The sequence below is a fragment of the Streptomyces manipurensis genome (assembly GCF_049570255.1).
In the GTDB taxonomy this organism is placed as follows: domain Bacteria; phylum Actinomycetota; class Actinomycetes; order Streptomycetales; family Streptomycetaceae; genus Streptomyces; species Streptomyces manipurensis.
Window position 1 is genome coordinate 6,534,138 of record NZ_CP186950.1, and the last position, 25,934, is coordinate 6,560,071.

Consider the following 25,934-nt stretch of genomic DNA (forward strand, 5'->3'; position numbering starts at 1 on the left):
CCAGTAGGAGATGTCCCGGAAACATCATGCGGGCGGCACACGGGCTCGCCTCCCGGGTGGACTACAGAGATTGGTGGGGTGGATTGTGACCGCGTCCAACGCCGTGGAACGCGACCCGGTGCCGCAGTTCGGAGGCGTACCGGTCCACAACCTGCTGCGTTCCGCCGCCGGGGCCCTGGAACGCGCCGTCATGGTCCGGCTCGTGGAGCGGCTGCCCGTCTACGCGACCCTGCCCGCCGAGCACCTGCGCGGCGACATCGCCCGGCAGGTGGCCCTCGGCATCCGCAACGTCGCCGACGTGCTGCGCACCGGCGAGCTGCCCGGCCCGGCCGACCAGGCCGCGATCCGCGAGTCCGCCGCCCGTCGCGCCGACGAGGGCATCCCGCTGGAAGCCGTTGTCGGCGCCTACCACCTCGGCGCGGAGGTGTGCGCCGCCCATGTGTTCGCGGCCGCCGAACCGGCCGACCTGGAGCACGTGCTGCTGGTCCAGCGGCACATGCTCGCCTACCTCACCCTGGTGAGCTGCGAGGTCGCCTCCGGTTACGTCCAGGAGCGGCAGATGGCCCTGAGTGACGAACAGGTGGCCCTGCAGTCGCTGTTGTCCCGGCTGCTGGAAGGAGGGTGCCCGCAGGCCGCGGCGAGCCGCGCCGGAATCCTCCTGCCGCCCTGCTACCTGGTGCTGCGCATCGGCATCGGGCCGCACCCCGACGAGCTCGCCCCCGGCGTCAACCACACCGTGGCCGCCCGCCGCAAACTCCGGCGGCTGCGCAACGAACTGCAGCGGCGCACCTCGGGGGTCCCGCTGTCCGTGCTGTCCGCCGACGGCGGGCTGGTGCTCGTCCCGTACGACACCCCGGCCGCCGACTTCGGGCCCGCCGACCGCGAGTGGCTGAACGGACTCGTCGGCGAGCTCGAGCGGATGTGCGGCGCCGAGCTGCTGGCCGCCGCGGCCGCCGCCGCACCGGAAGGCGTCGCGGAGGCCGCCCGGCTGGCCGGCGAAGTGCGCGAGGTGGCACAGGCGTCGGGCCGCGGACCTGGCCTGTACCTGCTCGACGACGTCCTGCTCGAGTACCAGCTCAGCCGCCCCAGCCCGGCCAGGGACGGACTCGCCTCACTGCTCGGGCCGTTGGAGGCGCGCCCCGAACTGCTCGACACCGTACGCGCGTTCCTCGCGTGCAGCCTGGACCGGCGGCGGGCGGCGGCCCGGCTCCAGATCCACCCCAACACGGTGGACTACCGGCTGCGCAAGGCCGCCGACATCACGGGACTGGACGCTTCCCGCGGCTCCGACGTCCTGACGCTGCGCGCGGCCCTGGCGGCCCACGACGCCCTGCGCCAGGCCGGCCGCGAGGCCGGCTGACCCGGCGACGACGACAGGCCACACCGCCGGCCGGGCCGGGTGACACCGGCTCCGGTACCGCTCACCGCTCGTGATCCGTACGCCTACCCGGCGCTGATCGCGGTCACGTGCGTTCCGCCGTCGCGCAGGGAGCTGATGCGGACCTGCCCCGCGGGGAACGGATCGCTCCCACCGGGGCCGGGGACCTGCCCGAACGGCGTCCACGCCCCGTCCGCCCGCCTGACGGCGTGCCAGATCCGGCTGTCGAGCCCCACCGCCACCACCTGGGCCGAACCGTCCCCTGTGCCCGCGATCCCGATGGCACTGGCCCCCATCGTCGGGGTGGAGACGCCCTGCGGCGGCCGGAACCCCGTCCAGGAGCCGTCGGGCCGCCGCACCTGGTGGTAGACGATCCCGTCCAGCCCGATCGCCAGGACCTGCGAGGACCCGTCCGCCATACCGGTGATCGCCAGGGCGGGCCCGGAGAACGACGGGGCCCCGCCGGGGCCGGCGAGCCGGCCCCAGGGGCTCCACGTACCATCGCGACCGCGCACGCAGTGGTACATGGCCCCGTCCGTGCCGTAGGCGAGCAGCTGCGCGGACCCGTCCGGCATCGCGGTGATCGACACCTTCGTCGCCCCCCAGCGGCTCTGCGGCGCGAAGCCGGCCACGGCCCGGAAACCGCTCAGCCCCCCGTCGGCCCGCCGCGACTGGTGGTACGTGGTGCCGTCCAGGGCGGTCACCACCAACTGGCAGGAGCCGTCGGCGAAGCCCGCGACGTCCGCGTCCCGCACGGTGAAGCCGCTCGCGCCGTCCGGGCCCGCGACCCGCTCCCAGGGCCGCAGGACGGCGGTGCCGCGGACCTCGGTCAGCCACAGCCCGTTGTCGGGCGCGATGCCGAGCACCACCACGGAGCCGTCCGCCGTGCCGGCCGAGGCGCCGTGCAGTCCCGCGAACGACTCCGCGCCGGCCACGCCCGGAAGCGGGCGCATGCTGCGCCACGATCCGTCGGGACGCCGCTCGGTGTGGAAGAGCGCGCGCCGCTCGACGTCGTACGGGGGCAGCTGCGCGGAGTGGAACCAGACGGGGTTGGTGAGGCCCACCAGCTGGTCCAGGGTGGTGGAGGCGGGCTTCGGCCGACGGATCTCCGCGCGGGCGAACAGGGACCCCTTCCCCCAGCCCCGCCAGCGCAGCTGCCCCCTGCCGCTGCCGTCGATCCAGGTGGCGGCCATGACGCCCCACTCGGTGTACAGGGTGGCGAAGCTGTCCGGGGCGCCCGTCACGTTCAGGGTCACGTCGACGGCGTCGAAGAACGACAGGGGGAGTTCCTCGCCGGGCCCCGCGACGGCCCCGCCCGTGCGAGCCGTGAAGTCGAGCGTCACGGCCGCCGATTCGACGGCGTAGGAGCGGCCCCGGCGCAGGGCGTCGAGGACCGCGGACGTCGAGAGGCTTGCGGCGTACACCACGTTGTGGGGCCGGCCGACGGCGTCGGCGTGGCTGTGGGCGTCGCTGTTGCCGACGGCCGCGACCCGCTTGCCGAGGCAGAGCATGGCGTGCCAGGCGGCGATGTTGGCCGCGTCGTCGAGCGTCCACGGCCCGTTCCACACCTCCAGCGCGTCCACCCGGTCGAGGCCGAACTCCCACCAGGAGCCCGGGGCCGGGGTGAGCGGGTGGGCGGCGATCGTGATGCCGCCCAGAGCGTGCACGCGGCGGCTGCGCGCCTCGAACGCCCCCTGGTCCGCCGGCCCGTACCGCCAGTCGACCCACTCGCCCTGGGGCAGCCCGACCGCCAGCCAGTGGCCGTGCCGGGTCGTGACCTCCTCCGCGTTGACGACCAGCAGGTCGTCGGGGACGTTGCCGCGCCATGTGACCCCCGTGGAGCTGGTGTTGTGGTCGGAGGTCGCGAGGAAGTGCAGCCCTTCCCGGCGGGCCGCCGCGACGATCTCGTCCACGGTCCGGCTCCCGTCGGAGTGCACGCTGTGCAGGTGCAGGTCCCCCCGGTACCAGCCCGGCCCGCGCCCGGGGACCGCGGCCGGCAGGAGGTCGTACGGGGTGCCGGGCAGCGGGCTGCCGTGGTGCAGGGTGACGTCGACCCGCCAGGCCATGCCGGCCGGGGCGGAGACCATCGGGCCGAGGACGACCGACCAGCTCCCGGGCGCGACGGGACCGGGCACGTACCCGGGGGTGGCGTCCGCCGCGGAGAGGGTGAAACCGGCCCGGGCCCCTCCCGACCAGCCGCGGAAGCCGGACGGCCCGAAGATCCCGAGGTCCAGGATGCCGGCGGCGGCGTCGTGCGTGGTGTCGACCGAGATCCGCCGCACGCCCGCCGGGACCTCGAAGGACACGTACGCCCACTGGTCGTTGCCCTGGGGAGAGCGGCCCGTGTAGGTGGTCGTCACGGTGTCGCTCCCCGTTCCCCTGGTCGCGGCGTGCGCGACCGGCGCGGGAACCAGCGCGGCGGCACCGCCCGCGGCGAGGAGCGCGCCCAGCCGTACGAGGGACCTGCGGTCGAGGCCCGGCGCGGGACGGTGGCCGGGCGCGGCGTTCGGGAGGTGGTGACTCGGCACGGTCGTGTTCTCCGTTCACATGGGTGGCGGGGAAGGCGTGCGGTGCGAGTGCGAAGGCGAGTGCGAGTGCCGGTGCGGGGGAGCGGGGCCCGTACGTGTGCGGCCGCCGCCCCCCGGACATCCTCTAGCGGTGCGAGCGTTGCGCCTCGACGATCTGGCGCACCGGGCCGTCCAGGCCGGCCCGGGCCTGGACCCGCTCGGCGAAGGCGGGGAACTGCCCGGCGATGGCGCTCAGCACCCGCAGCTCCAGCGGCGCCACGTTGACCTCGCAGAGGTCGCGCCGGACGGCCCGTACGACGCCGTCGGCCACCTGACCGGGCGTCACGGTCCTGATGCCGTTCGGCGGGGCGGCACCGGTGTCCGCGAACATGCCCGCGTCGCGCACGAACCCGGGCTGCACGAGGGACACCCCGACCCCCGTGCCCCGCAGTTCCTGGCGCAGGGCGAGGGCGAACCCGCGCAGGCCGAACTTCGTCGCGTTGTACAGCGACGTCGACGGGGTCGCCGCCTTCCCCGAGATGGAGCCGACGAGCACGACGTGCCCGCGACCACGGGCCACCATCCGCTCGGTGAGCAGCCGGGTCAGCAGGACGGGCGCGCGGAGGTTGACGTCGAGGGCCCGGTCGAGCTGCTCCTCGCTGTAGTCGAGCAGGTCGCCGCTGGCGGGCAGGGCGGCGTTCGCGACGAGGACGTCCGCGTCGGCGCAGGCCTCGGCGAGCCGGACCACCTCGGCGCGGTCGGCGAGATCGGCGACGACGGTCCTGGCCCCGTGGGCCTCGGCGGTGGCCTTCAGCACCTCCTCCCGGCGTCCGGTGACGGTGAGGCGCGCTCCCTGCGCGGCCAGGCGCGCGGCGAGGGCGGCACCGATGCCACCACTGGCCCCGGTGAGCAGAACGTTCGATCCGGATATGTCCACGACGACTCCCGTGCGGCGGCCTTCTACTGTTCGTTCGAACGAACAGTAGGCATGGCCGTGCCCCGTGTCCACACCGGATCCGGCCCGGTTCCGCGGCCCCGCGCCGGTGGTGGACGGGGCGCATGGGGCAGAATGTCGACATGCCCGCTGCCTCCGACACCCGCCAGAGCATCATCGACGCCGTGCTGCGGATCATCGGGCAGGACGGCATCGCCGCCGTGACCAACCGGCGGATCGCCAAGGAGGCGGGCGTCTCCCTCGGCTCCGTCACCTACCACTTCTCCACGCAGCACGAACTGCTGCGCGAGAGCCTGCTGCACTTCGTGGCCGAGGAGACCCGGCACTTCACCGCGCTCGCCGACGACTGCTCCGACGACCGCTTCGACCTCGGCCAGGCCGCCGAGGTGGTGGCCCGGGTGGCGGGCGGCAACGCCTTCGACAGCCGCCACATCGCGCCCTTCGAGCTGTACGTCCAGGCCGGCCGCGACGAGCGGCTGCGCGCCGCGGCGACGGACTGCTTCGCCGCGTACGACCTGCTCGCGACCCGCATCCTGACGCAGCTCGGCGTGCCGGATCCCGGGCGTCTGGCGGGCGTCGCCGTGGCCCTGGTCTTCGGCCAGCAGCTGCGCCGCCTGGCCACGGGCGCCCCGGCCGAGGACCTCGTCGACACCCTCCTGGTCCTCATGAGCCTCGCGCCGGAGCGGCCCGCCGGGGACCCGTCCCGCATCTGAGCCCCCGGCCGGTCCCCGCGGCGCACGCCGCCGACCGCGGCGGGTTCACCGGCTGCCGGTGAGCCAGTCCGCCTGCTGGGCGCGATCGACGCCGCCGTCCCCGTCCACCACGTAGGCCAGGGCCTCGGCGAAGTCGGCGCCCAGGTGCCACATGACGCCCGGTCCCACGGCGATGACGCGCCCGCTCGCCGCCACGTACGACCTGAACCGGACCGACCACATGCCCAACGGGCTGTGGTTCTCGCCGTACCGGCGCTCCAGCCCGCGGGCCTCGGTGAAGCAGTCGACGCAGGCGTCGACGGGATCCACGTGGAGTGAGGAACCGGGAACGCGCGCGGGCGAACTCTCGATCCTCAGATCACCGAACTCTGCCCAGAGCGCCGGCGCAGCCCGTGGCGGAGACGGGCGGTGGGGGCCATCCCTTGTCGAGGATGGCCCCCACCGCCCGGACGCTGTCACGGGCCGTCCGCGGCGCGGCGGTCAGCGCGCGTGGTGCTGGATGCCGCGCTGTCCCGGGATCCCGGTCGACCGGGGTGCGGTCGTGCCGCGGCGGCCTGCCCGGTGGCGGCGGCCCGGGACGGGGTTGCGGCGCACGGGGGCACTGGGCGCCGCGACCAGCAGACCGACGACTGCGAGGACCGCGACGAGGATGAGCACGGTAACGAGGTTCATGTTTCCTGCCTTTCGTCGGGTGCTGACTGTCTGTCACTACATCTTGTTACCGAACTGACGAGGATTAAACACACACCGTGACAGCAATGGGGGTTTGTTCGTGGGGCGGTCGGGGTGCGAGCCTCGTCTACGGCTGGAAGTGGGCCCGGTTCCGTCGCAGGAAGGCGTCGAGGGTACGGGGCGGCCGGCCGAGCACCTCCGCGACGGTGGTGGTGGGGGATTCGGGCCGGGCGACGGCGAGTTGCTGGATCTCCGTGACGTGGTCGGCGAGCCAGTCGGGCAGGCCGGCGTTGCGGACGAGCTCGCGGCGCAGTGCGGCCGGGCCGAGGTGGACGTAGCGGACGGGGTGGCCGGTCAGTACCGCCAGGCGGGCCGCGACGTCCGGGTAGGACACCGCCTCCGGGCCGGTCAGCGTGTAGGTGCGGCCGGCCGGTTCCGGCCGGGTGAGGACGGCGGCGGCGACGTCGCCGACATCGCGGCCGTCGACGTGGTTCACGGGTGCGTCTCCCGTCGTGCCGAGGACGGCGCCGTGCGCGACGCCGGGGGCCAGGCGCAGCAGGTTCTGCATGAACGCGTAGGGGCGCAGGACGGTGTACGGGACACCCGAGGCGCGCAGGTGTTCCTCGACGGCGTGGTGGCCCCGGGAGACGGCGACGGGGGAGTCCGGTTCGGCCGCCGGGGCCGAGACCTTGACGATGTGCCGGATCCCGGCATCGGCGGCGAGGTCGACGGCCCGGGTCTCCCACGCCACCTGGGCGGGCCCGTTGGCCGTCGTGAGGAAGAGCCGGTCGGCGCCCCGGAAGGCGGCGCGCAGGGAGTGGGGGTCGGCCGCGTCGGCGTACCGGACCTCCACGGCCGCCGGCCGCGGGGAGGCCGGGCCGGTCGGGACGAGGGGGCCGGGGAGGCCGGGGAGCGGGCGGTGCGGGGTGCGGGTCAGCGCGCGGACGGGCTCGCCGAGCGCGAGGAGGCGGTGCAGCAGGGCGTTCCCGGTGGTTCCGGAGGCTCCCATGACGACGATCATCGTGTGCTCGTTTCCTGGTGGTCCGGCGGCATCCGGTGTCGCCGGCGCGGGGTCAGACGGAGGGCTTCGCGAGGGTGCCGCGCCAGCGCAGCGTGACGGCCGTGGTGGCGAGTGCCGCGGAGAGGGGGAGGTCGACGGGCAGCCGTTCCCGCCACGGGCCGTACGGGAACGGGGCGTGCGCCGGAAGCCACTCGGCGGCGCACCGGCCCAGCAGGGCGGCCGCTCCGGCGGTGGCGGCGACCAGGAGCAGGGTCAGGACGGTGCGCGGCACCTCGGTGGTCCAGGGGCGGGGCCGCCCACCCCGCCGCAGCCAGCTGCCGACGAGGAACGCCACCAGGGCGGACGTGCCCGCGATGGTGGTGCAGGCGGCCACGGCAAGATCCTGGCGTCCGCCGAGGACCCCGGCGGTGCCGGCGGTCAGGGCGGGGGCGGCGTAGGCGGTCAGTACCTCGCGCCGGAGGACGAAGCGCCGGGGTGGGCGCGGTGCCGGGCGGTTCCGGCGGCGGGCGCTGCCTCTCGTCGCTGCCATGCAGGTCTCCTTCCAAGTGGTTAGGTGGCTAACTATCGGGGCGGGAAAAGGGCCCCGCCGCAAAGGGGCGGGGCCGGATCGGTCCCGGGTCAGTCGCGGGTCAGCGCGGTGCTGCCGCGTACGACGCGGGCGAGCAGGTCGAGGAAGGTGGCCCGTTCCTCGGCGGACAGGCCGGCCACCATGGCCTCCAGTCGCCCGAAGTGCTCGGAGGCCATGTCCCGCAGGCGCTGTGCCCCGCGGGCGGTCAGGACGGCCACCGTGCCCCGTCCGTCCTCGGTGGACGGGCGGCGGGCGATCAGGCTGTCGCGTTCCAGGCCGTCGAGGAGGCCCGTGACGGTGGCCCGGGAGACGTCGAGGTCGGCCGCGAGGCGCGAGGGGGACTTCTCCCCGCCGTGGTCCTCCAGGTCGGCGAGGAGCCGGTAGCGCCCCGTCGACAGGCCGAACCGGGCGAAGTGCGCCTCGGCGGCGCGCCCCACATGGGCGCCGGCCGCGATCAGCCGCACCGCGACCAGCACCGCCTGGGGGTCGGTGTCCAGGCCGTAGTGCCGGATCTGGCGCCGGGCCTGGTCCAGGGTGGGTGCTTCGCCGTCGATCCCATCCGCCCTCGTCATGCGAGTAATATGGTGGCTAACTACTTCGGCTGTCAAGATCCCCGCTGCGGTGCGCCGGTGCGCCGCCGGACCGCCGTCAGGCCTGTGCCGTGGGCCGCACGACGATCTCGCCGACATCGGTGGGTGAAGCCGGGTGAGACGAGAGTGACGCGCAGGTCCGGGCCCGCCTCCTGGCGCAGCCCCTCCGTGAGCACCTTCACCGCCGCCTCGGTCACCGCGTAGACGGACTGCGGGGGCTTGACGGTGCAGGCCGCGGTGGAGCCGATGGCGACGAAGTGGCCCGAGCGCTGGCGGCGGAAGACCGGCAGGGCCGCCGCGATGCCGTTGAGCAGGCCGGTGACGTGGGTCCCTGCGCGCCATCGCCGCGACCGGCACCAACCCCTACGGGCACAGCCGGGAGCTGATCCGGGAGGCCGTCGCCGTCCTCATGGACGCGTGTGTCGCGGCCGGGACGATCCGTACCTACGTCGGCCCGGCCGACCTCGCCGCCGCGCTGGAGGGCATCGCCCTCACCTCGGCGGGCAGCGAGCGCCGGCCACAGGCGGAACGCCTGCTCGACCTCATCCTGGACGGCCTCGCGGTCCGCCGTCCGTGAGGTCCCGGCCCGGCAGGGCCCCGGCGGGCGTGCCGGGGCCCGGCGTGGTCACTCGGGGTGCGCCAGCGCCTCCTTCTGCAACTGCACGGCGGCGGCCAGACTCAGCCGCCGTTCCGCCTTGCGCAGCGCCTTCACCGCGGCGACCGAGGAGAGGTCCCCGGTGAAGCCGACGGCGTCCAGGCGCTCCCGGACCCAACGGGCCTTCAGCGTACCCTCCGTGGCGGCGGCGGTGGCCTCGACCAGGGCGATCGCTCGCTCCAGGCCCGGCCGTTCCCCCGGGGGCGCCTCGGCCAGGGCCCGGCCCAGTGCCGCCGCGACCGTGTCCGAGTCCCTCATGAGGAGAACGAAGTTGTGTGTGGCGATCGGAGTCAGGAATCCCGTCATACGGATCATGCTTGCGGCCGGTTTCCCCGCAGGGCAAGGCACTTGAGTATCCGCAGAGCTTCGGCCGGCGGCCGGCCCGGTCCCCGGCCGCGGCCCCGGAACGGCGCCCGGACCCGGACCCGGCTCCTGGCGGCCGCCGCCGCGGCGGCGACCGCCGCGGCCGGCCTCGCAGTGCGCGCCCTCGGGTCGGGCAGCGTCGCGAAGTACGCCGGCGACGCGCTCTACACCGTCCTGCTGATGGCGCTTCTCGTCGCCCTCGCGCCCCGCATCACCCCGCTGCGGGCCGCCGCGACGGCCCTCGCGGCCAGCTGGGCCGTCGAGTTCCTCCAGCTCGGCGGCCTGCCCGCGGAGCTCTCCCGGCACAGCACCGCGGCCCGTCTGGTGCTCGGTTCCACCTTCAACGCACCCGACCTGTTCTGGTACGCGGCCGGTGCGGCGGCCGGCTGGCTCCTCCACACCGCGGCCCGCGCGCGCCCCGGTCCGCGCCCGCGCGCCTCCGCGCGCCCCCGCGGGAGGGATGGCCGCCGGCCGGACGCCCGCCGACCATGAACTTCCGCCACCCGGCGGGCACCGCAGCACGGACACCTCGGGAGAGACATGGCTCGACGCTGGCTGGTCACGGGATGCTCCTCCGGGCTGGGGCGGGCGCTGGCCGCCGCCGCGGCCCGCGCCGGGGACGAACTGGCCGTCACCGCACGCAAGACCGCCGACCTGGAGGAGCTCGCCGCAGCCTGGCCGGGACGTGTCGTCCCCGTTCCGCTCGAGCTGCGGGACGCCGCATCCTGCGCCGAGGCCGTCCGCATCGCCGCCGACCGCCTCGGAGGCATCGACGTCCTCGTCAACAACGCCGGGGTGGGCCTGTTCGGAGCCGTCGAGGAGGTCTCCGACAGCGAGCTGCGCGACCAGCTCGAAACCCTGGTGGTGGGCCCCTGGCGGCTCACCCGACTGGTTCTGCCGCTGATGCGCGCCCAGGGACACGGGCACATCGTCAACGTGTCCTCCGTGGTCGGCCGGATGGCCTTCCCCGGGCTCGGCGCCTACGTCGCCGGCAAACACGCCCTCGAGGGGATGAGCCAGGCCCTGGCCGTCGAGGCCGCACCGCACAACATCCGCGTCACCGTCCTCGAACCGGGCATGTTCGCCACCCGCTACGGCACCTCCATGGCCGAGGCGCGCCGCCGCGTCCCCGCCTACGACGGGACCAACCGCGAGATGCTCGAAGGGGCCCGGGGCCTCGCGGAGAACCCCGGCACGGGCCGCCCCGAGGACTTCGCGGCGCACGTCCTCGACATCGTCGCGGCCGGCGCCGCCACGCCCCTGCGGATCCCCGTCGGCGAGGACGCCTACGGCTACCTGGACGAAGCCGAACGCGCCTACCGGGCCGACTTCGCCGCCGCACGGCTCCTCACCCGCACGCCGCCGCCCGCCGTCTGACCACCCGTCCGGCACGGCGGAGGGTGGGACGGCGGGCGGCGGGCGGGGTCACCGGCACGGCTGCCCGGATCAGGGCAGCCACTGCCGCCAGACCTTCTCGTTGGCCTCGACCCACTTCTTCGCGGCCTGCTCCGGCGGCAGCTTGTCCTCGGCGATCATCAAGGACACCTCGTTCTGCTCCTCGACGTTCCAGCGGAACTTCTTCAGGAACTCGGCCGCCTCACCGCCCGACTCCGCGAACCGCGTGTTCAGGAACTTCTGCAGCGGGGTGTGCGGATAGGCGCAGGCCACCTTCTCCGGATCGGCGTCGCAGCCCTCCTTGTACTCGGGCAGCTTCACCTCCGTCATCGGCACCCGCTCGAAGAGCCACTGCGGCTCGTACCAGTACGTCAGGAACGGCTTGCGCTCCTTGGCGAACTGCCGGATCTGGGTGATCTGCGCGGCCTCGGAACCGGCGAACACGACCTCGTAGTCCAGGCCCAGGTTCTTCACCAGCGCCTTGTCGTTGGTGACGTACGAGGGCGAGCCGTCCATCAGCTGGCCCTTGCCACGGCTCTCGGCGGTGCCCAGCTGGTCGGCGTACTTGTTCAGGTTCTTCCAGTCGAGGACGTCCGGGTGCGCCTCCGCGAAGTACGTCGGCACGAACCAGCCGATGTGGCCGGTCACGCCCACCTCGCCGCCCGGCGTGATGGTCCCCTTCTCCTTCACGTAGCGCTGTTCCTGCTCGGGGTGGCCCCAGTCCTCCATGATCGCGTCGACCCGGCCCTGGCTGAGCGCGTCCCAGGCGGGCACCTCGTCCACCTGGACGGTGTCCACCCGGTAGCCCAGCTCGTGCTCCAGCAGGTAGGCGGCGACCGCGGTGTTGGCCTGGGCGCCGACCCACGACTGCACGGACAGCGTGACGGTACGGGAGCCCTCCGCGGCGGCGTACGGGGACGCCTGGCGGGTCATGTCGGCCGCGCCGCAGCCCGTGAGCACGGCGAGCGCGGTGACGGCCGCCAGCGCGCCGGGCAGCAGGCGGCGGCGTCGGCCGCGCCCCTCCGCGGCGGCGGTGTTCGGCGTGTTCGGCATGTCAGGACTCCTTGGCGGGCTGGGTGACCCGGTCCAGCATCAGACCGAGGCAGACGATCGCGGCGCCGGCCACCAGCCCGGTGGCCAGATCGCCCTGGGCGAGGCCGAGCACGACGTCGTAGCCGAGCGCACCGCCTCCCACCAGGCCGCCGATGATGACGACGGCGAGCACCAGGACCACCGCCTGGTTCACGGCCAGCAGCAGCGCGTTGCGGGCCAGCGGCAGCTGCACCTGGCGCAGCTGCTGGGAGCCGGTCGCCCCCAGGGAACGCGCCGACTCCAGGGCCGCCGGGCTCACCGCGCGCAGGCCGTCGGCGGTGATGCGCACCACCGCGGGCAGCGCGTACACGACGGCCGCCGCCGCGGCGGGCGCCCGGCCCACCCCGAACAGCGCGACCACCGGAATCAGGTACACGAACTGCGGCATGGTCTGGCAGACGTCGAGCACCGGACGCAGCAGCCGCTGCGCGCGGTCGCTGCGGGCGACCGCCGCACCCACGGCGAAGCCCAGGAGCAGGGTGACCGCGACGGCCGCCAGCACCTGCGACAGGGTGTCGAGCGAGGGCTCCCACACACCGAGCACACCGATCGCGGCGAGCGCGAGGACGGCCGTGGTGGCGGTGCGCCAGGTCCCGACGAGCAGGGCGAGCGCGCCGACGACGAGCAGCAGCAGCCACCAGGGCGTCGACTGCAGGCCGGAGCGCAGCGGGTCCAGCACCCAGCCGGTGAATCGGGCCGCCCAGTCGGCGGTCCCGCCGACCACGGGCACTCCGGAGTAGAGGTGGTCGGTCATCCAGTCGACCGCGCGGTTGACGGGCGCGGCGATCGGCACGGTCCACGCGTCGGGCCACAGGGAGTGTCCCGCCATCCGGCCGACGACGGCGACCGCGACGGCCGCCAGGACGGTCAGGAGCCGTCCGTACCAGCCGCAGAACACCCGCCGCAGCAGGTGCTGCTCCTCGTCCGGGACCGGGGGGGCGCCCAGCCGGGCGCCCGCCGCGTCGGCGGTGCGGTCCAGGGCCACCGCGAGCAGCACGATCGGGATGCCCGCGGCCAGGGCGGCACCGACGTCCACGGACGCCAGGGCCTGGTAGACCCGGTCGCCTAGGCCGCCCGCGCCGATCACGGACGCGATGACGGCCATCGACAGCGCCATCATGATGGCCTGGTTGACGCCGAGCAGGATCTGGCGCCGGGCCAGCGGCAGCCGGGCGGTCAGCAGCCGCTGGCGTCCGGTCGTGCCCAGCGACTTCGCGGCCTCCAGCACGCCCGCGTCGGCCTCGCGCAGACCGAGGGCGGTGAGCCGGGCCATCGGCGGAGCCGCGTACACCACGGTGGCGAGCACGGCGGCGGGCACGCCGATGCCGAACACCATCACCATCGGCAGCAGGTACGCGAACGCGGGCAGCACCTGCATGGTGTCCAGGACCGGGCGCAGCGCGCGGCCGGCCCGCGGCGACAGGCCGGCGAGCAGGCCGAGCACCCCGCCGACCAGGACGGACGCGGCGACGGCCACGACCATCAGGGCCAGGGTCTGCATGGTCGGCACCCACATGCCGAGCAGCCCGCACGCGGCGAACACGGCCACGCAGGTCACGGCGAGGCGCACGCCCGCCAGGCGCAGCGCGACCAGGCCGGCCAGCACGGTCACACCGGCCCAGCCGGCGGCGAGCAGCAGCAGGTACACGGCGCGGACCGACACCACCACGAGGTTGCTGACGTGCCCGAAGAAGTACAGGAAGACCGGGTGGCGGTCCCGGTTGTCGATGATCCAGTCACCCGCGCGTTCCAGCGGGCCGGACAGGTCCACGGCCAGCGCCGACGGCCAGGTCCCGCTGCCGGGGAAGAGCACGGCGAGCGGGAGCAGGACCGCGGCGGCGACGGCGAGCGGCAGGATCCGGCGGGCGACGCGGGGGTCGAGCAGCAGGGTGCGCAGGCGTCCGCGGGTCCGGCCCGCGGTGGCGGGCCGGGCGCCGCGGTGCTCGCCGGCGGCACCCGCCGGCGGACGCTGCGGCCTGCCGGACCGGTCCCGGCGGCCGGGATCGCGTACGGGGGAGGTGGTCGTGGTCATCCGCACCACCGGCCCGTGACGGGGACGGCTGCCGTGCGCGGCAGGGCGCTTCTCATGCCGCCACCTCCTTGCCGCCGGCCGCCGGAAGGCCGGCGACCACCGCGAGCAGGGCCGCCTCGTCGACGACGCCCACGCAGCGGCCCTCGTCGACCACCCGGGCCGGGCCGCCGGTGCGGGCCACGGCCTCGATGGCCTCGACCACCGTGGTCGCCGGGTGCAGGGCGGCCCCCTGGCCGGCCTCCTCCCCGTTCGCGGCGGGACGCATGGCGCTGCGCACGGTCAGCACCTGCTCGCGCGGCACGTCACGGACGAAGTCGCGTACGTAGTCGTCGGCGGGGGAGCCGACGATCTCCTCGGGGGTGCCGAGCTGCACGATCCGGCCGTCGCGCATCAGGGCGATCCGGTCGCCCAGGCGCAGCGCCTCGGACAGGTCGTGGGTGATGAAGACCATGGTGCGGCCCTCCTCCTGGTGGAGCCGTGCCACCTCGCCCTGCATCTCCCGGCGGATCACCGGGTCGAGGGCGCTGAACGGCTCGTCGAACAGCAGGACCTCGGGGTCGGCCGCCAGGGCGCGGGCGAGCCCGACGCGCTGCTGCTGGCCGCCGGAAAGCTGGCCGGGCCGCCTGCCCTCGAGGCCCTTCAGGCCGACCTTGGCGACCATCTCGGCCGCGCGGGCGCGCCGTTCGGCCCGGCCCACGCCCTGGATCTCCAGCCCGTAGGCGACGTTGTCGAGGACGGTGCGGTGCGGCAGCAGGCCGAAGTGCTGGAAGACCATGGCGGCGCGGTGGCGGCGCAGTTCGCGCAGCCGGGCCGCGTCCATGGCGAGGACGTCCTCGCCGTCGACGGCCAGCGCTCCGGCGGTGGGTTCGATCAGCCGGGTCAGACAGCGGACCAGGGTGGACTTGCCGGAACCGGACAGGCCCATGACGACGAACACCTCGCCCTTGCGGACCTCGAAGCTCACGTCGCGGACGGCGGCGGTGCAGCCGGTCCGGGAGCGCAGTTCTGCGGCGGGCAGGGAGGCGAGCTCCGCGGAGGCGGGCACCGCGGAAGCCTTGCGGCGCGGGCCGAAGACCTTCCACAGGTTCCGCACGGAGAACACGGGCTCGGCGGTCTCCACCGTGGCGGCGACGGTGCGGGTGGGGGCCGTGGTCATCGGGTCTCACCTCCGGTCAGCAGGTCGGCGGCCTTCTCGCCGACCATGAGCACGCCGATCATCGGGTTGACGGCGGGCATGGTCGGGAAGACGGACGCGTCGGCGATGCGCAGGCCCTCCATGCCGCGCACCCGCAGGTCCGGTCCGACCACCGCCGTGGCGTCGGTGGCGGCGCCCATGCGGCAGGTGCCCGCCGGGTGGTAGACGGTGTGGGCCACGGAGCGGGCGTAGGCGCTCAGCTCCTCGTCCCCGGTGATCTCCGGGCCCGGGCACACCTCGCGGCGCAGCCAGCCGGCGAGCGGCTCGGCCGCGGCGATCTCGCGCGCCAGCTTGATGCCGTCGACGAGGGTGCGGGCGTCGTAGTCCTCCTCGTCCGTGAAGTACCGGAAGTCGAGGGCGGGCTTGACCTCGGGGTCGGCGCTCGTCAGGTAGAGGCGGCCGCGGCTGCGCGGCTTGGGGATGTTGGGGGTCAACGACACGCCGTGCGCGGGGCGTTCGTAGCCGATGCGCTCGGGGTTGTCGGTGAACGGCACCTGGTAGAAGTGGAACATCAGGTCCGGGCCGGGGGACTGCGGGTCGCGCCGCACGAAGAGGCCGGCGTCGCTGTCCATCGCCGAGTTCTCCGGTATCGGCCCGTCCGTCTCCCAGACGATCACCGACTCCGGGTGGTCGAGGAGGTTCTCCCCGACCCCGGGCAGGTCGTGCACGGGCGGGATGCCGAGCGCCTCCAGGTCGGCGCGGGGGCCGATGCCCGAGTGCAGCAGCAGCCGCGGGGTGTCCACGGCGCCCGCGCACACCACGACCTCGCGGCGGGCGGTGATCAGCGAGCGGGTGCCGTCCGCGGACCGTACGTGCACCCCGCGGGCCCGGGTGCCGTCCAGCTCCAGCCGGTACGCCCAGGTCTCCAGCATGATGCGCAGGTTGGGCCGCTCGTCCATCACGGGGTGCAGGTACGCCACCGAGGCGGACGAGCGCTGGTTGGTCTCGGGGTGGTAGGCGAGGTCGAAGAACCCGGCGCCCTCGTGGAAGGGCTTGGCGTTGAACCCGTCGACGTGCGGCACCCCGAGCGCGTGCTGGGCCGCCTCGACGAAGTCGCGGGCGATGGCGTTGCGGTCCTCCTCGGCGACGGGCACCACGTTGTTGAGGAGCCGGTCGAAGTAGGGGTCCATGGCGGCGGCGTGCCAGCCCTCGGCGCCCGCCTGCGACCACTCGTCCCAGTCGGACGGCAGCGGCTTGAAGGAGATGAGGGTGTTGTGCGAGGAACAGCCGCCGAGCACGCGGGCCCGGCTGTGCCGGATGTGCGAGTTGCCGCGCGGCTGCTCGGTGGTGGGGTAGTCGTAGTCCAGTTCGCCGCCGAGCAGGCCCATCCAGCGGCGCAGGGTGAGGACTTCGGGGCGGCCGACGTCGCTCGGGCCGCCCTCGATGACGGCGACGGTGACGTCCGGGTTCTCGGTGAGGCGGGAGGCGATCACCGAGCCGGCGGTGCCGCCGCCGACCACGACGTAGTCGTAGGCGTACTCGTGAACGGGTGCGTCCGCGGTGTCCCCTGCCGTGCCGCGGCCGGTGCCGGAGGTCCCGTCGGTGGTATGGCTCGTCCTGTCGTTCATGTGGCTCTCCTCCTGCTCAGCCCGCGAACCAGCGCACGGGGCGCGGAGCGAGGTTCTGGTACACGTGCTTGGTCTCGCGGTACTCGGCCAGCCCGGACGGGCCCAGCTCGCGGCCCGTTCCCGACTTGCCGAACCCGCCCCACTCGGCCTGCGGCAGGTAGGGGTGGAAGTCGTTGATCCAGACGGTGCCGTGCCGCAGCCGGCCGGCCACGCGCCGGGCGCGGCCCTGGTCGGACGTCCAGACGCCGCCGGCGAGTCCGTACTCCGTGTCGTTGGCCAGTTCCACGGCCTCTTCCTCGGTGCGGAAGGTCTCCACCGTCAGCACCGGGCCGAAGACCTCCTCGCGGACCACGCGCATCCCGCGGTGGCAGCGGTCGAGCACGGTGGGCCGGTAGAAGAAGCCCGGTCCGTCGGGGCGTTCGCCGCCGGCCCGCAGGACGGCGCCCTCCGACAGTGCGGAGGCGACGTAGCTCTCGGTGCGCTCGCGCTGCGCGGCGGAGACCATGGGACCGCACTCGACACCGGGGTCGGTGCCCCGGCCGAGCCGGATCCGCTCGGCGCGGTGGGCGAGTTCGGCGACGAAGCGCTCGCGCAGTGACTCCTCGACGATCAGCCGGGAACCGGCCGAGCAGACCTGCCCGCTGTGCATGAAGGCCGCGTTCAGGGCCTGGTCGACGGCGGTGTCGAAGCCCTGGGCGGTGGCGCAGGCGTCGGCGAAGATCACGTTCGGGTTCTTGCCGCCCAGTTCGAGGGCGACCTTCTTGACGCTGTCGGCGGCCGCGCGCATGACCTTCGTACCGCTGACCAGGCCGCCGGTGAAGGAGACCAGGTCGACGTCGGGGTGCTCGGCGAGGCGGGCGCCGACCGGGTCGCCGGCGCCGGTGACCAGATTGGCGACGCCGGCCGGCAGGCCCGCCTCCACCAGCAGCTCGATCAGCACGACTGTGCTCAGCGGGGTCAGCTCACTCGGCTTGATCACGAAGGTGTTGCCGGCGGCCAGGGCCGGGGCCACCTTCCAGCTGGCCTGGAGCAGCGGGTAGTTCCACGGGGTGATCAGGGCGCACACACCGACCGGCTCGTGGACGACCACGCTGTGCACGTCGGGGGAGCCGGCGTCGACGACACGGCCCGCCCCCTCGGCGGTGACGAGGTCGGCGAAGTAGCGGAAGGCGTCGGCGACGCAGTCCACGTCGACCCGGCCCTCTTCGTGGGTCTTGCCCGCGTCCCTGCTCTCCAGCAGGCCGATGCGCTCGCGGTCGCGCTGGAGCAGGTCGGCGGTGCGGCGCAGCAGGGCCGCGCGCTCCGCGACGGGCGTGCGCGGCCAGGGTCCGCTGTCGAACGCGGCCCGGGCGGCACTGACGGCCGCGTCGGTGTCGGCGGTGCCGCCCTCGGCGACGACGGCGAGGACGGTGGCGTCCGCGGGGTCCAGGATCTCCCTGGACGCTCCCGAGTCCGCCGACCGCCATTCGCCAGCTGTGTGGATGGTCTTCTGCTCCGACACGACGCTCTGTACCTCCGGAGTTCCGCCACCACGGCGGACCCGCGGTGACCTGACGAACGCCGCGCCTGCCCTCTGCCCGGACACTCATGTCCCATCCGCCACGAGAAGTGGCGGGAGTCACGTCCCCGGCCACGCCCGCGACCGCACGCACGGGGCCCCGCACCGGCATGCGGTGCGGGGCCCTGTGGACACGGCCGGGGGCGGGGGAGGAACGCGCGGCAGCGGCGCCGTCACCCGCCGTGCTGTGACGCGGCGCTCACCGGGCCCGTTCGTACTCGACCTGGACGAGCGGGTTGCCGTCGCCGAAGTCGAGGGCGCGCTCCGCACCCGATTAGGTGAAACCGGAGGGGACGGTGCCCGCGCGCCGGAGCCCCCGTCCGCCCCCCGTCCGCCCCCGGTCCCGCCCGGGTGCGACCGAGGGGCGAACGGGGCGGGCGTCAGGTCACCCGCGTCCCGGCGGCCTCGTACGCGTCCTCGTCGCCCGGCAGCCGGACGTCCGTGACGGCCACGTTCACCTCGACCACCTCGAGGCCCGTGATCCGCTCGACCGCGCCGATCACGTTCTCCCGGACGTCGCGGGCGACGTCGGGCACCGGCACGCCGTACTCCACCACCAGCTCCACGTCGATCGCGGTCTGGCGCTCGCCCACCTCGGCCTTCACTCCGCGCCCGACGTTGGGCCGCCCGCCGGGCACGCGGTCGCGGACGGCGCCCAGGGTCCGCGACAGCCCGCCGCCCATGTCGTGGACGCCGGGGATCTCCCGCGCCGCCATCCCCGCGACCTTCACGACCACCACGTCCGCGATGGAGGTCCTGCCCCGCGTACCCGCCGGTTCGTCCACCAGGCCGCGGCCCGGCGCCCGCACCGGGTCGGTCCCGTCGGTCTGCTCGTGCCGCACCGCATCCGTCTCCCGCGTCGCGATCAAAGCTGCTCCCTGCTCGGCTCGTCGTCGTCCTTCGCTCCCTTCGACACCCCTGCGGTGAATCCGTTACGGACTTCTTTCGCGAAAGGGGCACACAACAGTACGGATCCGGTGCCCGTAACGAACGCCGCGCGGAGGTGTCGAAGGTGCAGAAGGTGAAAGGAGCCCGCCCGTGAGCGCTCGATGGGACCCCGTGGGGACGGGGCCCGTGGTCGAAGCCGGCGACGAGCTGCTGGCCGTCCGGGCGGCAGAAGGAGACGAGGAGGCCTTCGAGGTGCTCGTACACCGTCACACACCGGCCATGCTCCAACTCGCCCAACGCCTCCTCGGCACCCGGGCCGAGGCCGAGGACGCCGTCCAGGACTCCTTCGTCAGCGCCTGGCGCGCCCTGCCGGACTTCCGCCGCGAGGCGGGGTTCGCGACCTGGCTGCACCGCATCGTCACCAACCGGTGCCTGAACCTGCTGCGCGCCCGCCGGGCCTCCGCGGACCTCGACACGGTCCCCGAACCGGCCGCCCCCGACCACCAGTCCTCGCCCGTGCGCGCCGCCGAATCACAGGCGGCGGCCCGGGACCTCCGCGCCGCGATGCGCGCCCTGTCGGCGGAGCAGCGGGTCTGCTGGGTGCTGCGGGAGCTGGAGGGACGGCCCTACGAATCGATCGCCGAGACGGTCCGGATCAGCCCGGAAGCCGTCCGCGCCCGTGTCTTCAGGGCCCGGCGCGTACTCACGGAGGCCATGGCGGCATGGCGATGAACACCCCGCACCCACCCGGCCCGTACGGCGCACCGGGACCCCGCGGCCCGTCCGACGCCGAGGAGCCCGTGCTCCTCGCCTGCGGCCGGGACCTGGCCGCACTGTGGGAGGACCCCGGCCGGGGTCCCGACCCGCACACCGACTCCTGCCCCCACTGCCGGGACGCGCTCGCGGACCTGCACCACCTGCGCACCGCGGCCCTGGCGGCCGGACCGCCGCCCGACGGCCCGGGGGACACCGACGCCCTCGCCCGGCGGGTCATGGACGCGGTCCGGCTGGAGCTGCGTCCCGGACGCAGCCTGCCGTTGGGCGACGCGGACGAGGACACCTGGATCCACGAGGCCGTCGCCGCCCGCGCCCTGCGCACGGCGGCCGAGGACGTCCCGGGGGTCCGCGCCGGCAGCTGCCGCATCGCCCCGCCCGACGGGCGCGTCGGCCCCGGGCGCGGACCCGTCACCGTCCACATCGAGGTCACCGCCGCGTACGGGTGCGACCTGCGGGCCACGTCCGGCGCCGTCCGGGACCGCACCGTGCGCGCCGCGGACGAGCGGCTGGGCCTGGCCGTCGCCGCCGTCCACGTCACCGTCACCGACCTGCACGACGCGCCGGACGACCGCGGGGAGGCCCGGAGATGACCACCGCACGGGCGGACACCGCCACCGGGGCCGTGGCCCGGGCCGTGCTCGACGTCCCCGGCGTCGCCTGCCTGCGCCCGGGGCTGCGCAGCCTGCTGCGGGCCGCCGTCCCGGGCCCGGCCGGCGGACGCACCGGCGGCCGGGCACCTGAACCGGAACGGTCGGCGGTACGCGTGACCCTCGCCCCGGACGGGACGGCGACCGGGATCCGGGTCGAGATCGTCGTACGGGCCCGGCACCGCGCGCTGGACGTGGCACGCGCCGTACGGGCGGAGGCGGCCCGCGCGGCCGCCGCACCACCGGCGGCGGTACGGGTCACCGTCACCGGAGTCGTCTGAGCCGGCCCGGTCCGGTGCGGTCGTCCGTCATGGAGCCGGAGGGCAGGTCAGCACCAGCCACCACAGCAGCGACACCAGGCAGGCCGCGGCGCCCAGCAGGCGCAGCCGCAGCAGGCGTTCGGGCGACAGCGGGTCGGCGGACCGGCGCGGGGCCGCACCCCGCCCGGGTCCCGACGGGGAGGACTTCGCGGCAGGCCCGGGCCCGGCAGGACCGGCAGGACCGGAGGCCGGGGCGGCCGCGGACGGCGCGACGGCGGCGGCGGCCGCCGACGGTGTCACGGCGGCTGGGGCGGTCGCGGCAGCCGGGGCAGCCGGGGTGGCGGGGGTAGCCGGGGTGGCGGGGGTAGCCCCGCCCGCCCCGGACGCCGAGGATGCGGGAGTGGCCGCGGGCAGGTGCCGTCGGCCATCGTCCGCGGCCGGTGGCCCGGCGGCTCCCGCGGCGCCGCGAGGCAGTGCGCTGCCGGTGGTGCCCTGCTGGGCGAGCCCCGCGAGGAAGCGCCGGTAGGCCTCGCGCCGTTCACCGCGCGGCGTGGACCGCCCGCGTTCCCAGGAACGCACGGTCGCCGGGGTCACCCCGAAGGCGGCGGCCACCTGCTGGGTCGTCAGGCCCCACTGCTCGCGCAGCCGACGCCGTGCGGACGGCTCCGGCAGCTCCCAGGGACGGAGTCCGGACGACCGCTTCCTGGCGGGGGAGCCCTGACGGGGGAAGATCTGATGCGCTGTTGTCATACAGGTCTGACAATCCGCACTGCATACCCGTGATGCCCGCACCCGACTCTTCACCCGTCCGGCCCCTCATGCCGGCGGGGTCGCGTCCAGCTCCGCCAGTTCCCCGGCGCTCAGCACGAGGTCGACGGCCCCGGCCGAATCGCTGATGGACGCCGGCCGGCCCGCGCCCGGCACCGGGATCACCGCCGGGGAGCGCGCCAGCAGCCATGCCAGCGCCACCCGCTGCGGGCTGACGCCGTGTCCGGCGGCGATCCGGTGGAAGGCGGTACCGGCGGACGTCGGACCGGAAGGGCCGTCGAGGGAGCTGCGGGAGATCCCGCCCAGCGGGCTCCAGGGCAGGAAGGCCAGTCCGAGCGCCGCGCTCAGCCGCAGCTCGGGCTCGCTGTCGCGGACGGCGGGGGAGTAGCGGTTCTGCACGGAGACGAGTCCCGTGCCGAGGATCGCCCGCGCTTCGCGGATCTGCGCCACGGTGACGTTGGAGATCCCCGCGGCACGGATGGTCCCGACGTCGAGCAGCTCGCGCAGGGCACCGACGGAGTCCGCCCAGGGCACCGCCGGATCGGGCTTGTGGAGCTGGTAGAGGCCGATGGCGTCGACGCCCAGCCGCCGGGCGGAGTCCTGGGCCGCCCGCCTGAGGTGGGACGGGCGGCCGTCCACGGTCCAACTGCCGTCGCCGGGCCGGCCCCGGCCGCCCTTCGTGGCGACCAGGACGTCGGAGGTGTCGCCGCCACGGGCGGCCAGGGCGCGGGCGATCAGGCGCTCGTTGTGGCCGACTTCGCCGGCGTGCCAGTGGTAGCTGTCGGCGGTGTCGATGAGGGTGACACCCGCGTCGAGGGCGGCGTGGACGGTCGCGACGGCCCGTGCCTCGTCTGGGCGGTGCTCGATGGACAGGGGCATGGCGCCGAGTCCGATGGCGCTCACGGTGGTGCCCGCGAGGGTCCGGTATTGCATGACGGCTCCTCAGTTGCCGTGCGCGTGGCGCGCGTCGAGGGCCGCGACGGTGGGCGGAGCGGGCGTGGTGGACCTGGTGACGGTGGCTGTGGTCGTGCCGGTGGAGGTTGCTGTCGAGTGCATGCCGACATCCTCGGCAGACGCCGTCACCGGCAGAAGTGCCCGCTTGCTGAACGGGTGTGAAGGAGAACTGCCGACGGCCGGGACCGCCTAGGTGTATTGCCCTGTGAGGTTGGGGACGCGGCTGGCGGGTGGTTTGCCTGCGAGCGCGGTGTGTCCGCGGTGGTGATTGTAGGAGTGCAGCCAGCCGGGGAACGCGTCACGTCGTTCCTGCTCTGACTGGTAGGGGCGGGCGTAGGCCCATTCGTCGAGCAGGGTGCGGTTGAGGCGTTCGACTTTGCCGTTGGTCTGGGGCCGGTAGGGCCGGGTTCGTTTGTGGGTGATCCCGGCCGCCGCCAGGGTGTCGCGCCAGGCGTGGGACTTGTAGCAGGCGCCGTTGTCCGTCAGGACGCGTTCGACGGTGATCCCGACGCTGGTGAAGTAGGCCTGTGCCCGGGCCCAGAACGCGGTGGCGGTCTCCTTCTTCTCGTCGGTGTGGATCTCGCTGTAAGCGAGGCGGGAGTGGTCGTCGACGGCGGTGTGGATGTAGCTGTAGCCCGTGCCGGACCTGGTCTTGCGGCCGGCCTGTCGGCCGAGGGCCTTGTGACCGCCGCCGTCGGGGATGTTGCCGAGCTTCTTGATGTCGACGTGGACGAGTTCGCCGGGCTTGTCGCGTTCGTAGCGTCGTATGGGCCGGCCGGTGGCCCGGTCCAGGTGAGACAGGCGGGCCAGGCCGAACCGGGTCAGCACTCGGTGCACGGTGGAGGGCACCAGGCCGAGCAGGTGGGCGATGCGGGCGGGTCCCCACCGGCGCAGGACGCGGACCTTGATGATCCGGCGTTCGGTGCGGGTCAGGGTGCGGCGCGGGCTGTGGTGCGGGCGGGAGGACCGGTCGTACATGCCGGCCTCGCCCAGGGTCCGGTAGCGGGCGGCCCACCGCTGGGCAGTGGTGGGCGAGACCTGGAACCGGTCGGCCGCGCGTCGCAGCGGCCAGCCGTCTTCGACCACGCAGCGGGCCAGGCGCAGTCGTCCGGTCTCGGTCAGGGGTGCATTACGGTGGGGCATGAGGGCCTTCTGCCGGTTGGTGTAGACGTCGCAATCCACACCGAACCCGGAAGGCCCTCACCCATTCAAGATCCCTCAGCCGAGACCTGCATCACCCGGCCACAACCTCCCTGGACAGAACACCTAGGCCCCGCGGACCGGGCGGCGGGCCGTGTGCTCCGCGAGCGCCGCGACCACGGTGTCCCAGGTGGGGCGCGGGGCATCCTGTGGCCCATGCCCGGCAACGGGACGAGGACGGCGCCGGGGATCTCCCGGGCGAGGGCCTCGGCGTGGCCGAAGGGGAAGAGCGGGTCCGCGGTGCCGTGCAGGACGAGCGTGGGGGCGGTGATCTCCCGCAGGCGGTCACGGACGGACCCGCCTCCCCCGATCAGCCAGTGGTTGCCGGCGGCGGCCGGGACGGGGCTGCGGTCGAAGGCACGGCCCGCGGTGCGGCGCAGGCGCTCCTCGTCGAGCGGGAGTGTCCCGGCGAACAGGCGCTCGGCGGAGAGGAAGTAGTCGAAGACGGCCTGCCGGTCGCTCCAGTCCGGGGCCGTGGCGGGTTCGGCGAAGGCCCGTTCCAGGGCCTCGCTCATCGGGGGCAGGGCGGTCTGCCCGCTCCCGTCGGGGCCGCCCGGAGTGGTGCACATCAGGGTGAGCGTCAGCACCCGGCCCGGATGCAGGACCGCAAGGCGCTGCGCGAGTCCGCCGCCCATCGACATGCCGACGACGTGGGCGGCGGGCAGGGCATGGGCGTCGAGGATCCCCAGCACGTCGGCGAGCAGGTCGTCCTGCGTGTACGGGGGTTCGCCGACCGGGAAGGTCGTCGAGCCGCCGGTGTCGCGGGTGTCGAAGCGGATGACGTGGTGGCCGGTCGCGGCGAGGCGCCGCGCGAACTCCTCGTCCCACCACTCCATCGACGCCTCCGCGCCGCCGATCAGCAGCACGGTGGGAGCGGCCGGGTCGCCGAACCCCTCGGTGACGATGTCGACACCGTTGACGTGGACGGAACACACGGCCTGCCTCCGGCTGAGCGGGTCGGTGTTCCCGGACCGCGCCACGGTACGTCCTCGCCGCGCCGGGCGGGCGCGATCAGACCCCTTCGACGGTGAGGACGCCGTACGCCACGAGGGCTGCCGCGGCGAGCGTCAGCAGGGCGAGCCGTACCGCCGCGAGACGCAGCGCGAAGGCGCGCGGCCGGCCGGCCGGTCCCCGGGTGACCATCCCCGTGGTCAGGGCGAGGGACGCGAGCAGGACCAGGGCACCGGCGAAGAGGGCGAGCGCGGCGGGGGAGGAGGGCCCGGCGGCCGGGCCGGGCTCCTCCGCGATCCGCGGCAGCAGGAGGCCGACCAGGCACAGGCCGAGGGCCGCCGCGGTGGTGGCCAGGAAGTCGAACGCGAGCGTGGCGGCCCAGCCGGCGGACACCCGCCGCCGCTGCGCCCGGGGCGTGGGGTGTGCTGCCATGGGGTCCTCCGTCGTGCGTGCCGCGGCCGCCACCGTACGACGGCCGGGCCCACGACGGCCGGGCGGGTTCTGCGAGACTTCCCGGCATGGATGCCGAGCAGGACGCGGGAGCCGCCCGTCACGGCGACCACGGAGCACCGCTGGAGCGGTACGCGGGCCGGATCCTGGTGGTGTGCCCCCGGTGCGGCGGACGAGCCGTCGTGGCGCCGCTTCCCGGCCTGCCCGCCCTGAGGTACTACACCGAGTACGCCTTCCGGCCGCGCAGGCTGACCTGCGGGGCGTGCGCCGCCACCGCCGCGTGGGAGGCCCGGGCCGACGGAGCGCGGCTGCTCGGCACGACCCCCGGCGGCACCACGGCCCCGTTCTTCCGGCAGCCGTTGTGGCTCCAGACCCGCTGCGCCGGACGAATCCTCTGGGCCTACGACGAGGAGCACGTCGACGCGCTGGCCGCGAACGTCGGCGCCCGGCTGCGGGAGCGGGGCGGTCACCGGCCGACCCGGGCCATGTTCGCGCGGCTGCCGGCCTGGATGAAGAGGGCCGACAACCGCGCCGCCGTCCTGGCCGGACTGGAGACCCTGCGTGCGCCGGCCGGGCGCTCGTCCCCGGCGGAGCGCTCCGACGCCGCCCACGACCGCGACGACCGCCCCCGGCCGTACCGCAGCAGCTGCTTCCGGGGCGGCCCGTACCGCCTGGAGCCCTGACCCGGGCGCCCCGGCACCGGGTGCAGAACCGGGGTGCGGAGCGGCAACCGGGCGGCTGCGCCGTACGGATGGATTCGTGCCGCACGGCGGCGGG

Annotated in this window: 27 protein-coding genes and 2 pseudogenes; 9 read left to right on the forward strand and 20 right to left on the reverse strand. The window is 74.8% G+C overall.

Annotation, left to right across the window (positions count from 1 at the left end):
* Nucleotides 1-85: 85 nt before the first annotated feature.
* Complete coding sequence (locus tag ACPU2J_RS29635) at nucleotides 86-1,360, forward strand: PucR family transcriptional regulator (RefSeq protein WP_420078846.1); 1,275 nt, start codon at nucleotides 86-88, stop codon at nucleotides 1,358-1,360.
* Between the two features lie 83 nt (nucleotides 1,361-1,443).
* Here the strand turns inward: ACPU2J_RS29635 and ACPU2J_RS29640 are convergent, their stop codons facing one another.
* Together ACPU2J_RS29640 and ACPU2J_RS29645 are read right to left on the reverse strand one after the other, a co-directional pair.
* Complete coding sequence (locus ACPU2J_RS29640; protein ID WP_423834391.1) at nucleotides 1,444-3,906, reverse strand: CehA/McbA family metallohydrolase; 2,463 nt, start codon at nucleotides 3,904-3,906, stop codon at nucleotides 1,444-1,446.
* Nucleotides 3,907-4,030: 124 nt separating this feature from the next.
* Entirely contained in the window at nucleotides 4,031-4,822 is a 792-nt protein-coding gene (locus tag ACPU2J_RS29645) for an SDR family NAD(P)-dependent oxidoreductase (RefSeq protein ID WP_365489966.1), read from the reverse strand.
* 140 nt (nucleotides 4,823-4,962) lie between these two features.
* Here ACPU2J_RS29645 and ACPU2J_RS29650 point away from each other — a divergent pair, with 140 nt between their 5' ends.
* Nucleotides 4,963-5,553, forward strand: a complete 591-nt coding sequence (locus tag ACPU2J_RS29650; RefSeq protein WP_420078843.1) for a TetR/AcrR family transcriptional regulator — start codon at nucleotides 4,963-4,965, stop codon at nucleotides 5,551-5,553.
* Nucleotides 5,554-5,598: 45 nt separating this feature from the next.
* Here ACPU2J_RS29650 and ACPU2J_RS29655 read toward each other — a convergent pair whose 3' ends face one another.
* The 6 genes and pseudogenes from ACPU2J_RS29655 to ACPU2J_RS29680 all read right to left on the reverse strand — a co-directional run.
* Complete coding sequence (locus ACPU2J_RS29655; RefSeq protein ID WP_423834392.1) at nucleotides 5,599-6,012, reverse strand: SUKH-3 domain-containing protein; 414 nt, start codon at nucleotides 6,010-6,012, stop codon at nucleotides 5,599-5,601.
* A gap of 21 nt (nucleotides 6,013-6,033) precedes the next feature.
* Nucleotides 6,034-6,225, reverse strand: a complete 192-nt coding sequence (locus ACPU2J_RS29660) for a hypothetical protein (RefSeq protein WP_420078841.1) — start codon at nucleotides 6,223-6,225, stop codon at nucleotides 6,034-6,036.
* 127 nt (nucleotides 6,226-6,352) lie between these two features.
* On the reverse strand, nucleotides 6,353-7,234 hold the full coding sequence (locus tag ACPU2J_RS29665) for an SDR family oxidoreductase (RefSeq protein WP_423834393.1): 882 nt from the start codon (nucleotides 7,232-7,234) through the stop codon (nucleotides 6,353-6,355).
* A 64-nt stretch (nucleotides 7,235-7,298) separates the two neighbouring features.
* Complete coding sequence (locus ACPU2J_RS29670) at nucleotides 7,299-7,775, reverse strand: hypothetical protein (RefSeq protein ID WP_420078839.1); 477 nt, start codon at nucleotides 7,773-7,775, stop codon at nucleotides 7,299-7,301.
* 89 nt (nucleotides 7,776-7,864) lie between these two features.
* Entirely contained in the window at nucleotides 7,865-8,386 is a 522-nt protein-coding gene (locus ACPU2J_RS29675) for a MarR family winged helix-turn-helix transcriptional regulator (RefSeq protein WP_423834394.1), read from the reverse strand.
* A 119-nt stretch (nucleotides 8,387-8,505) separates the two neighbouring features.
* A pseudogene (locus ACPU2J_RS29680) lies at nucleotides 8,506-8,739 on the reverse strand (SDR family oxidoreductase); the annotation flags it as partial.
* Between ACPU2J_RS29680 and ACPU2J_RS29685 the strand changes: the two are divergent.
* A pseudogene (locus tag ACPU2J_RS29685) lies at nucleotides 8,733-8,981 on the forward strand (TetR/AcrR family transcriptional regulator); the annotation flags it as partial. The pseudogenes ACPU2J_RS29680 and ACPU2J_RS29685 sit on opposite strands and share 7 nt — an antisense overlap.
* A 48-nt stretch (nucleotides 8,982-9,029) precedes the next feature.
* Here the strand turns inward: ACPU2J_RS29685 and ACPU2J_RS29690 are convergent.
* Nucleotides 9,030-9,365, reverse strand: coding sequence for a hypothetical protein (locus tag ACPU2J_RS29690; RefSeq protein WP_423834395.1), 336 nt, complete (start codon nucleotides 9,363-9,365; stop codon nucleotides 9,030-9,032).
* 126 nt (nucleotides 9,366-9,491) lie between these two features.
* Here ACPU2J_RS29690 and ACPU2J_RS29695 point away from each other — a divergent pair, with 126 nt between their 5' ends.
* Together ACPU2J_RS29695 and ACPU2J_RS29700 are read left to right on the forward strand one after the other, a co-directional pair.
* Complete coding sequence (locus tag ACPU2J_RS29695) at nucleotides 9,492-9,914, forward strand: DUF2809 domain-containing protein (protein ID WP_423835023.1); 423 nt, start codon at nucleotides 9,492-9,494, stop codon at nucleotides 9,912-9,914.
* Nucleotides 9,915-9,962: 48 nt separating this feature from the next.
* Nucleotides 9,963-10,799 (forward strand): SDR family oxidoreductase, encoded by an 837-nt coding sequence (locus tag ACPU2J_RS29700; protein WP_399822237.1) that lies wholly within the window; start codon nucleotides 9,963-9,965, stop codon nucleotides 10,797-10,799.
* Nucleotides 10,800-10,868: 69 nt separating this feature from the next.
* On the opposite strand, the gene ACPU2J_RS29705 is transcribed toward ACPU2J_RS29700, so the two are convergent.
* From ACPU2J_RS29705 to ACPU2J_RS29730, 6 genes are all read right to left on the reverse strand, one after another.
* Nucleotides 10,869-11,750, reverse strand: coding sequence for an ABC transporter substrate-binding protein (locus ACPU2J_RS29705; protein WP_361600618.1), 882 nt, complete (start codon nucleotides 11,748-11,750; stop codon nucleotides 10,869-10,871).
* A 121-nt stretch (nucleotides 11,751-11,871) separates the two neighbouring features.
* Entirely contained in the window at nucleotides 11,872-13,941 is a 2,070-nt protein-coding gene (locus tag ACPU2J_RS29710; protein WP_423834396.1) for an ABC transporter permease, read from the reverse strand.
* Nucleotides 13,942-13,993: 52 nt separating this feature from the next.
* Complete coding sequence (locus tag ACPU2J_RS29715; protein ID WP_423834397.1) at nucleotides 13,994-15,097, reverse strand: quaternary amine ABC transporter ATP-binding protein; 1,104 nt, start codon at nucleotides 15,095-15,097, stop codon at nucleotides 13,994-13,996.
* On the reverse strand, nucleotides 15,094-16,704 hold the full coding sequence (locus ACPU2J_RS29720) for a GMC family oxidoreductase (RefSeq protein WP_361600579.1): 1,611 nt from the start codon (nucleotides 16,702-16,704) through the stop codon (nucleotides 15,094-15,096). Before ACPU2J_RS29720 ends, ACPU2J_RS29715 begins: the two co-directional genes overlap by 4 nt.
* Nucleotides 16,705-16,720: 16 nt before the next feature.
* On the reverse strand, nucleotides 16,721-18,205 hold the full coding sequence (locus ACPU2J_RS29725; protein WP_423834398.1) for an aldehyde dehydrogenase family protein: 1,485 nt from the start codon (nucleotides 18,203-18,205) through the stop codon (nucleotides 16,721-16,723).
* A gap of 437 nt (nucleotides 18,206-18,642) precedes the next feature.
* On the reverse strand, nucleotides 18,643-19,104 hold the full coding sequence (locus ACPU2J_RS29730) for an Asp23/Gls24 family envelope stress response protein (RefSeq protein WP_423835024.1): 462 nt from the start codon (nucleotides 19,102-19,104) through the stop codon (nucleotides 18,643-18,645).
* 196 nt (nucleotides 19,105-19,300) lie between these two features.
* On the opposite strand from ACPU2J_RS29730, the gene ACPU2J_RS29735 reads away from it, so the two are divergent.
* Genes ACPU2J_RS29735 through ACPU2J_RS29745 form a run of 3 tightly spaced genes read left to right on the forward strand, consistent with a single transcriptional unit; the run spans nucleotide 19,301 to nucleotide 20,855 of the window.
* The gene (locus tag ACPU2J_RS29735; RefSeq protein ID WP_423834399.1) at nucleotides 19,301-19,882 is read left to right on the forward strand and encodes an RNA polymerase sigma factor; all 582 of its coding nucleotides are present in this window, start codon (nucleotides 19,301-19,303) and stop codon (nucleotides 19,880-19,882) included.
* Nucleotides 19,873-20,517: an Asp23/Gls24 family envelope stress response protein gene (locus ACPU2J_RS29740; RefSeq protein ID WP_423834400.1), complete on the forward strand. Its 645-nt coding sequence runs from the start codon at nucleotides 19,873-19,875 to the stop codon at nucleotides 20,515-20,517. Before ACPU2J_RS29735 ends, ACPU2J_RS29740 begins: the two co-directional genes overlap by 10 nt.
* Entirely contained in the window at nucleotides 20,514-20,855 is a 342-nt protein-coding gene (locus ACPU2J_RS29745; protein ID WP_423834401.1) for an Asp23/Gls24 family envelope stress response protein, read from the forward strand. Before ACPU2J_RS29740 ends, ACPU2J_RS29745 begins: the two co-directional genes overlap by 4 nt.
* A 27-nt stretch (nucleotides 20,856-20,882) precedes the next feature.
* Here ACPU2J_RS29745 and ACPU2J_RS29750 read toward each other — a convergent pair whose 3' ends face one another.
* From ACPU2J_RS29750 to ACPU2J_RS29770, 5 genes are all read right to left on the reverse strand, one after another.
* The gene (locus tag ACPU2J_RS29750; protein WP_423834402.1) at nucleotides 20,883-21,584 is read right to left on the reverse strand and encodes a helix-turn-helix domain-containing protein; all 702 of its coding nucleotides are present in this window, start codon (nucleotides 21,582-21,584) and stop codon (nucleotides 20,883-20,885) included.
* 66 nt (nucleotides 21,585-21,650) lie between these two features.
* Complete coding sequence (locus ACPU2J_RS29755; protein WP_423834403.1) at nucleotides 21,651-22,535, reverse strand: aldo/keto reductase; 885 nt, start codon at nucleotides 22,533-22,535, stop codon at nucleotides 21,651-21,653.
* A gap of 210 nt (nucleotides 22,536-22,745) precedes the next feature.
* Nucleotides 22,746-23,699: an IS481 family transposase gene (locus tag ACPU2J_RS29760; RefSeq protein WP_420079920.1), complete on the reverse strand. Its 954-nt coding sequence runs from the start codon at nucleotides 23,697-23,699 to the stop codon at nucleotides 22,746-22,748.
* A gap of 65 nt (nucleotides 23,700-23,764) precedes the next feature.
* Nucleotides 23,765-24,691, reverse strand: coding sequence for an alpha/beta fold hydrolase (locus ACPU2J_RS29765; RefSeq protein WP_423834404.1), 927 nt, complete (start codon nucleotides 24,689-24,691; stop codon nucleotides 23,765-23,767).
* Nucleotides 24,692-24,767: 76 nt separating this feature from the next.
* A complete protein-coding gene (locus ACPU2J_RS29770; protein WP_420078828.1) occupies nucleotides 24,768-25,139 on the reverse strand; it encodes a hypothetical protein in 372 nt (123 codons plus the stop codon).
* 86 nt (nucleotides 25,140-25,225) lie between these two features.
* Here ACPU2J_RS29770 and ACPU2J_RS29775 point away from each other — a divergent pair, with 86 nt between their 5' ends.
* A complete protein-coding gene (locus tag ACPU2J_RS29775; protein WP_420078827.1) occupies nucleotides 25,226-25,840 on the forward strand; it encodes a hypothetical protein in 615 nt (204 codons plus the stop codon).
* Nucleotides 25,841-25,934 lie beyond the last annotated feature (94 nt).